Consider the following 8694-nt stretch of genomic DNA (forward strand, 5'->3'; position numbering starts at 1 on the left):
GGGCTGGGGCCCGGGGGGGGGGGGGGGGGGGCCGCGGGGCGGGCCGGGGGGCCTGGTCCACCGCGGGACGTCCCGGGCGGCCGACGGCACGGCCCGCGGGCGGGTCAGAAGGTGAGGACCTCGACGTCCCCGGCCTCGTCGGCCCCGCCGTCGTCGGCGGCGACCAGGCTCCGGAGCGTGATCTGCCGCAGGATCAGGTCGACCACGTCGGCGACGGTGTTGCCGCCGAACACGAAGGAGGGCGGGACGTCCGCGGAGAAGTCCGCCAGCAGCCGGTTGCGCAGCCGGACCGCGGTCAGCGAGTCCAGACCCAGCTCGTTCAGCCGCCGGTGCCCGAAGGTCGGGCGCAGCTCGTCCCGCTGGCGCGCCGTGAGGCCCAGCAGCTCGCCGGCGGCGGCCAGCAGCTCCTCGGTGACGGCGGCCCGCCCGGCCCGCGGGTCGCGCAGGGCGAGTTCGACCACCTGCTCGGCGGTGCGGTGTCCGGCCGGCTCCGCCGGCGCCTGCGGCGACCGCCCGTCGGGGGACGGCTCCGCGGCCCGCTCCGGGGCCAGGCCGCTCAGCAGGGTGTACGGCGGCCGCCGGTCGTCGGCGGCCGTGAACGCGGCCCAGTCGACCGCCGCCAGGCCCACCACCGGCAGGCCGCCGCCCAGCACGCGCCCGAAGGCCGTCAGGGCCTCGTCGGTGCCGATCCCGGTGATGCCGGCGCGGGCGAGCCGGGCGAGCAGCTCCGGGCGGGCGGCCAGGCCGGCCTCGGCCCACGGGCCCCAGTTGATGCTGAGGGCCGGCTTCCCGTCGTGGCGCCGCTGTTCGGCGAGAGCGTCCAGGAAGGCGTTGGCGGCGGCGTAGTTGGCCTGGCCGGCCGAGCCGGTCATCGAGGCGAGCGAGGAGTAGAGCACCAGGAAGTCGAGCCCGGCGTCGGCGGTCAGGGTGTGCAGGTGCTGCGCGCCCCGGACCTTGGGCCGCAGGACCTCGGCGAAGCGGCCGCGGTCGAGGTCGACCAGCGGGGCGTCGTCGGTGGTCCCGGCGGCGTGGACGACGCCGCGCAGCGGGGGCAGCTCCCGGCCGATCCGCCCGAACAGGCCGGTCATCGCCGGCAGGTCGGCCACGTCGGCGGGCCAGAGCTCGACCCGCACACCGGCGGCCCGCAGCTCCTCGACCTCCCGCGGGGGTTCGGCCGGCACGGAACGGCCCGTCAGCACCAGGCAGCGCGCGCCCAGGTCGGCGAGCCGACGGGCGGTGGCCAGGCCCAGCGCGCCGAGCCCGCCGGTGACCAGGTAGCTGCCGTCCGCCCGGACGGGTGCCGTCGGCGAGCCGCCGAGCGCGGTCTCCCGCAGCCGGGCTGCGTACCAGCGGCCGTCCCGCACCGCCAGGTGGCCGCGCCCCGCGAGGCCGGCGACCCGCGCCAGCAGTCCGGCCAGCGTCGGCGGGGTCCGGCGCGGTTCGAGGTCCACCTGGACGCACGTGAGGTCGGGGTACTCGGCGACGACCGCCTTGGCCAGTCCGGTCAGCGGCGCCTGGCCGGCGTCCGGGCGGGTCGGCGCCTGCGGCACCCGCACCGCGCCGGTCGAGCAGACGACCAGGTCGGGCCGGTCCGCGCCGAATTCCCGCAGGAACCCGCGCAGGATCGCGAAGGCCGTGCCGGCGAGCACGACGGCGTCGTCCCCGGCGCTCTGGAGGACCAGTCCGGCGACCCCGTCCACCCGGCCGCGGGCCTCGGCGAACAGCCGGGCCACCGCCTCGTCCGAGGCGTCCGGGGCGACCAGCAGACCCAGGGCGGGGACGGCCGCCTCGGCGCACCAGCCGTCCACCAGCGACGCGTCCGTCCCGCAGACCAGCCAGGTGCCCGGCCGGCCGGCGGTACCCGCCTCCGGCGCCGGCACCCAGTCGGTGCGGTAGCCCCGCACCGCGGCCCCGGCCGCCGCTCCAACCACCGCTCCGGCCGCCGCCGCGATCCGCTCCGGCGCGACCGGCCGCAGCCGCAGCGCCTCGACGGTGGCCAGCCGTTCGCCGTCCTCGGACACCAGGTCCAGGTCGAAGGAGCGTTCGCCGTCGGCGCCGGTTCCGGCGTCCCGGGCCACGCACCACAGCCGCGGGGGCAGCGGACGGTGGACGGTGATCCGGTCGATGCCCACCGGCAGGAGCAGCTCCCCGGTGTCGCCGAGGAACGCGGCGGTCGTGTGGAAGCACGCGTCGAGCAGGACGGGGTGCGCCCGGTACGCCGCCCGGTCCTCGGCCGGGAGGTCCGCCTCCACCAGGCCGACGGCCTCCTTCCCGCCCGCCCACAGCGCCCGGAGGGCGCGGAAGGCCGGGCCGTACTGGAGGCCCCGGGCGCGCAGCGTCCCGTACAGGGCGTCGACGTCCCGCTCGGCCAGGGCGGCCCGCAGGAGCCCGGGGTCGACCCGGGTGTCCGGGGCCGGCCCGGCGGGCCGGGCGGCCTCCACCGTGACGTGCCCCGTCCACGCGGCCGCCCCGGACACCCGCGCGAAGCCGCGGACCCGGTGGCCGTCCGGCAGGGGCTCGACGACCGCCTGGGCGGTGACGGGCGCGTCCTGCGGCAGGGCGAGGAAGGCGGTGAAGGACACACCCTGCAGCGTCCGGGGCCCGTCACCGGCGACCTCGCGGACGGCCGCATCGGCCCACTCCGTCATCGCGGCGGCGGGCAGCACCGGCCGCCCGGCCACCCGGTGCTCGTCGAGGTACCACGGCTGCCCGGCGGTCAGCGTGCGGGAGAACCAGTGGCTCCCGGCACCGGCCAGCTCGACCGGCGCGCCGAGCAGCGGGTGCCGTCCGTCGCCGCCGTCGGTGAACCAGTGCCGGGTCGGGGCGAGCGGGTGGCCCGGCAGCGGGACCGGCAGCGGCGGCCGGCCGTGCTCCCCGTCCCGGTCCCGCAGGACCCCGGCCCAGTCGACCCGTCCGCCCCGGACGTACCACTCGGCCAGCCCGCGCCGGAAGCGGCGGTCGTCGGTGTCGTCCCGGTGCAGGGTCGGCAGGCCGACGGCGTCGGTGAGCACGGCCTCGACCAGCGGACCGAGCACCGGGTGCGGCCCGCACTCGACGACGGTGGTGCAGCCGAGCGCGGCCAGAGCGGCCAGGCAGTCGCCGAACCGCACCGGTTCGAGCGCGTGCCGGGCGAAGTAGGCGGCCGAGAACTCCCGCTCGACGGCGCCGGTCAGGTTCGCCACCACGGGGATCCGGGGGGTACGGAAGTCGACCGTCGCGGCGATCCGCTCGAACCGCGCGACCGGCCCCTCCATCAGCGGGGAGTGGAACGCCCGGGTGCCGTGCAGCCGGGTGACCTTCGCGCCCCGCCGCTCCCAGTCGGCCGCCAGGTCGGCGGCCGCCCGCACCGCGCCCGAGACCACCACGTCCTCCGGCCCGTTGAGGGCCGCGAGCACCACCGAACGGTCCTCGGGAAGGTCCGCGCACAGCTGCGCGACCAGCTCGCGGCCGGCGTGGACCGCGTACATCGACCCGGCCTCCGCCAGCTCCTGCATCAGGCCGGCGCGGGCGACCACCAGCCGGACCGCGTCGGGCAGGCTCAGCACGCCGGCGACGCAGGCCGCCACGTACTCGCCGAGGCTGTGCCCGGCCACGGCGTCGGGCCGCACCCCGCAGGCGCGCCACAGCTCGGCCAGCGCGTAGTCCACGGCGAACAGGGCCGGCTGGGCGAACTCGGTCCGTTCCAGGTCCAGCCGCGGGCCCGGGGCGTCGCACAGCGTCGGCAGCAGGGAGACGCCGAGCTCCGCGCGCACCAGCGCGTCGACCTCGTCGAGCGCCGTACGGAAGGCCGCGTGCCCGAAGTACAGCGCCTTGGCCATCCCGGGGTACTGCGCGCCCTGGCCGGTGAACACGAAGGCCACCGGCCCGGGACCGCCGCCGTGCGCGACGCCGTGCACCACCGCGGGGGACGGCAGGCCGTCGCGGTACGCCTCCAGGGCCTCCGCGGCCTCCCGGTTCGACCGGGCCAGCACGGCGAGCCGGTGGTCGTGGTGCTGGCGCCGGGCGCCCGCCGTGTGGACCAGCGCGCTCCACGCCGGGGCGGCGCCGCTCTCCCCCGCCAGCACCTCGGCGTAGTCGGCGGCCAGCCGGCGCAGGGCGGGCCCGCTCTTCGCCGAGACCGGGAGGAAAGACCACTCGCCGCCCTCCGCGGCCTCCACCCGGGCCCGCCGGGCCCGCCGGGCCGGCGCGCCGGAGAGGATCACATGGGCGTTGGTGCCGCCGAAGCCGAAGGAGCTGACCGCCGCCGCCCGGGCGGGGCCCTCGGGCCACTCCGTCGCCGTGTGCGGGATCCGCAGCCGGGAACCGTCCAGCCCGATCAGCGGGTTGACCGTGTCGACGTGCAGGGAGGCCGGGATCCGCCGGTGCTCCAGGCAGAGCACCGCCTTGATCAGGCCGGCCATGCCCGCCGCGGCCTCCAGGTGGCCGATGTTGCTCTTCACCGAGCCGACGTGGAGGTCCGGGCCGGCCGACTCCCCGTACACGGCGCGCAGCGCGCCCATCTCGATCGGGTCGCCGAGCCGGGTGCCGGTGCCGTGCGCCTCGACGTAGCCGACCTCCTCCGCGGTCAGGCGGGCGGACCGCAGGGCCGCCCGCAGCACGGCCTCCTGGGACGGTCCGTTCGGCGCGGTCAGCGTGCTGCTGCGCCCGTCGGAGGAGACGGCCGAACCCTCGACCAGGGCGCGGATCCGGTCGTCGGCCGCGACCGCGTCGGACGCCCGCCGGAGCACCACGACACCGCAGCCCTCGCCGCGCACGTAGCCGTCCGCCGCCGCGTCGAAGGTCTTGCACCGGCCGTCCGGCGCGAGCATGCCCGCCTCGGTGAAGACCGTGGTCAGCCCCGGGTCCAGGAGCAGGTTGACGCCGGCCACGACGGCGAGGTCGCACTCGCCGAGCCGCAGGCTGGTGCACGCCTGGTGGAGGGCCACCAGGGAGGACGAGCAGGCCGTGTCCACCACCTGGCTGGGGCCGCGCAGGTCCCACAGGTAGGAGATCCGGTTGGCCGCGATGCTCGACGCGTTGCCGGTCCCGTCGTGGGCCGTGACCGGGGCGCCGGCCCGGGCCTGGAGCCGGCCGTAGTCGTTGGTGCTGATCCCGACGAAGACGCCCGTACGGCCCCCGGCCAGCGCCTGCGGGTCCACCCCGGCGTCCTCCAGGGCCTGCCACACCGTGGTCAGCAGCAGCCGCTGCTGCGGGTCCGTCCGGCGGGCCTCGTCGCGGGAGACGCCGAAGAAGGCCGCGTCGAACTCCTCGGCCCCGTCGACGAATCCGCCCCGGCCCGGCTCCCCGTGCTCCAGCCGGTAGCCGAGCAGACGGCGGTGCGCCGGGACCTCGGTCACCGCGTCCCGGCCGTCCAGCAGCAACTGCCAGAACGCCTCGACGTCCTGGGCACCGGGCATCCGGCAGGCCATGCCGACGACGGCGATCGCCTCGCGGTCGTCGGCCGCCCCGGCGGATCCGGCCCGCTCGGTCCGGTCCGTCCTGTCGGTCCGCTCGGTCTTGTCTGTCCGCTCGGTCTCGTCGGTCGGCTCGGTCCGGTCGCCCGTGAGCGCGGCGGCCAGCGCCGCGACGGTGGGGTGGTTGTAGAGGTCCTTGGCGTCGACCGGGGCGCCGAGCCAGGCCCGGAGGTCGGCGGCGAGTCCGGCGAGGCCCGCGGAGTCGAGCCCGAAGGAGCCGAAGGGGGCGTCCTGCGGGACCTCCCGGGGGGTGAGCCGGCGGAGACCGGCGATCCGCTCGGTCAGCCAGTCGGCCACGGCCTTCCGGGAGCGCTCCGGCGCGGCGTCCGCGGGGGTGTCGCGGACGGCCGCCACGGAGGAGACGTGGACCGGCTTGAGCCCGTCCTCCAGGAAGAGCCGCTTGCACTCCTGCCGGCGGACCTTGCCGCTCGACGTCAGCGGGAGCTGGGCCGGGCGGATCAGCACCACGGTCCGCGGGTCGATTCCGTGCTCCTCGACGACGGCGAGCCGGATGCTGCGGACGACCTCCTCGCGGTCGGCGCCGCGGAATCCCTCCCGGGTCAGTTCGCTGACCACGACCAGCTGTTCGACGCCCTCGGCGTCCTCCACCGGGAAGGCGACACCCTTGTCGCGTTCGAGGGCCGCGTGGGAGTCCGCGACGGTCAGCTCGATGTCGTGCGGGTAGTGGTTGACACCGCGGACCACGATCAGGTCCTTGCGCCGCCCGGTGATGTACGTGTGCGGGCCGAGCCGCCCGCCCAGGTCCCCGGTGCGCAGGTACGGGCCGCTGCCGTCGGCCAGACGGGCCCCGAAGGCGGCCTCGGTCGCCTCGGCGTTCCGCCAGTAGCCGGGGCTCACGGTGTCGCCGCTCAGCCAGAGTTCACCGCACTCGCCGTCGGGGACGGGGGTCCGGGTCTCCGGGTCGACGACCAGCAGTCCGGTGTCCGGCAGCACGTCGCCGTTGCTCGGGAGGAGGCGGCTTCCCGGCGCGCCGTCCGCCACGCGCCGCAGCCGTCCGCGCCCCAGCTCCTCGATGTCGAAGGAGGCGAGTCCCAGCGGCTCGTCGCGCCGGCGCACCGTCACGGCGAGCGTGGATTCGGCCATTCCGTAGGCCGGGGTGAAGATGTCGGCGCGACATCGGAACGGCGCGAACTCGGCGGCGAACCGCTCGATCGACTGCGGGCGAATCGGTTCGGCGCCGATCATCAGCGTGCGGAGCGCGGAGAGGTCCAGGCCCTCGCGGTCCTCGGGGCGGATGCGGTCGCAGCACAGGTCCAGCGCGAAGTTGGGGCCGAAGGTCAGCGCGGCCCGGTAGCGGGTGGCCGCGGCGAGCCAGCGCAACGGCTCCTGGACGAAGTCGATCGGCGCCAGCAGCACGTTCGTCGCACCGGCCCGCAGCGGGAACAGCAGGCCGGCCACCAGGCCGAAGTCGTGGAAGAGCGGCAGCCAGGACAGCGACACCTCGTCCGGCCCCAGCTCCAGCCCCTCGGTGAGCATGTCGAGCTGCTGGACGATGTTCCGGTGGGTGACCATCACACCGCGCGGGCGCCCCGTCGAGCCGGAGGTGTACTGGAGGTAGCCGACGTCGTCCGGGCGGAGCTCGGGCTCGCGCCAGTCCTCCGGGTCCGCGGCAGTGAGCTCACTGGTCGTCATCACGGCACAGGAGGACGGGAGTTCACTGACCATCAACCGGACCCGGTCGGCCCCCACCACGGCGAGCCGCGGGTCGCAGTCGTCGACGATGCCTTCGACCCGGGCCCCCTTGCGGCTCCGGGTCGGCGGGAAGGCGGGCACCGCGATCGCCTGCGCGTAGAGGCAGCCCAGGAAGGCGACGGCGTAGTCGACGCCCTGGGGCAGCAGGATGAGCACGCGCTCGCCGGCCAGGCCGCGGGCCTGGAGCCCCGCGGCGAACGCCCGGGCGCGGCGGTCGTACTCGGCGAACGACAGCCGGTCGAGCTCGCTCTCCCCCTCGGCCAGCATGATGATCGCCGGCTTCTCCGGAAACTCGTCAGCTCGTGCACGAACATCATTGACAATGGACATGGAGAAATCCGGACGAGACTTTGTTGCCACGCTTTATCCCGCTTTCGGAGCAGCCTGAAGTGACACACGTGAAGCCGTGAAGGAAACCACTGGAAACCTGCCGGAACGGCAGTGAAAAGTACTCGGGCAGACAAAAGGAAGGGGAGGCGGCAACGCGCCTTCAACCCTCCGACCCGAGGCGGCCTCAGCAGATGCCGGGCATATCCGTTCGCATGGACAACACCACCCTCGACCACTCCCCCGTTTCGCACTCCGGCCGGCCCGGGCTGCCGCGCGATCCGCCGCCCCACCCTGCCGGAGTCCATTGAATTGATGATCACCGTAATGAGCGACCGGGGGTGCGTCAAGCATCGTCGGAGTTCCTCACAAGCGAAATGCAAGACCACCCCTTCCCCGACACCTGTGAAGAAAGAGTGCGAAAGGACGGCCAGCATGCAGAAAACGGGCATTGCCGCCATACGGCCCCACCGGCCCCCGGGGCCCGGACCCCCGCCGCCCGGCCCGGCCGCGACCGTCGGGTCGGGGTCGCACCGCCCGTACGCTGCACGAATCCAGCCCCACGGCAGCGGATCAGACGCTCCGTCAAGATCAAAGAACCGGCGGATACGGCTGGCGCTCCCTACCGAAGCGATCTATGCTCTGTTTCGGCCGCATGACCGAATGGGCTGCCCGACACGGGGAGGTGGGCACGGGGAGCCCGGTCGAATCGGATCGGCCCACGGGCCCCGCGCGGGGATTCGGCGGGAAGTCCACAGACGCATTCCCGCCCGAGCTCGGGTGCGAGTTCCAGCACTCCGCGGCATTCCAGGTCGCCGCACCGGCCACCCACCGGATCGGGTGGGGGAACAGTTTGAAACTGTCGGCGTGGACATTGCATGACAATGCGCGATCGCTGAGCCGTCAGAACTTCACAGGAGACGGCCCGTTCGGATTTCCTGCCACCGGCCACGGGGCCCGCTTGATCCGGTATTCCCCGGACTCCTCGGGCATCCGCCGAGCCGTGGGCCCCGCCGCACCGGGCGGGCGAGGAACAGCTTTCGACAATGGGGGACGACTGCATGACCGCGACTGACTACGCGTCGCTGGCGGAGAGAGCAGGCCGTGAGTTGGAGGAGGCCTCCGCGCAGGAGGTCCTCGCCTGGGCGGCCGAGACCTTCGGCGGGCGGTTCTGCGTGACCTCCTCGATGGAGGACGCGGT

Annotated in this window: 1 protein-coding gene and 1 pseudogene; one reads left to right on the top strand and one right to left on the bottom strand. The window is 75.3% G+C overall.

Features of this window, described 5'->3' with window-relative positions; translation table 11 throughout:
* Positions 1 to 104: 104 nt before the first annotated feature.
* On the bottom strand, positions 105 to 7496 hold the full coding sequence (locus tag ACFWJ4_RS39895) for a type I polyketide synthase (protein ID WP_380553925.1): 7392 nt from the start codon (positions 7494 to 7496) through the stop codon (positions 105 to 107).
* A gap of 1058 nt (positions 7497 to 8554) precedes the next feature.
* Here ACFWJ4_RS39895 and ACFWJ4_RS39900 point away from each other — a divergent pair.
* Positions 8555 to 8694, top strand: a pseudogene (locus tag ACFWJ4_RS39900) (phosphoadenylyl-sulfate reductase); the annotation flags it as partial.

The sequence above is a fragment of the Kitasatospora sp. NPDC127067 genome (assembly GCF_042724755.1).
GTDB lineage: Bacteria > Actinomycetota > Actinomycetes > Streptomycetales > Streptomycetaceae > Kitasatospora > Kitasatospora lactacystinica.

Bases quoted from the DNA above. Each gene is read 5' to 3' on its own strand.
- ACFWJ4_RS39895 (WP_380553925.1), bottom strand. From the start codon at position 7,496: ATGTCCATTGTCAATGATGTTCGTGCACGAGCTGACGAGTTTCCGGAG.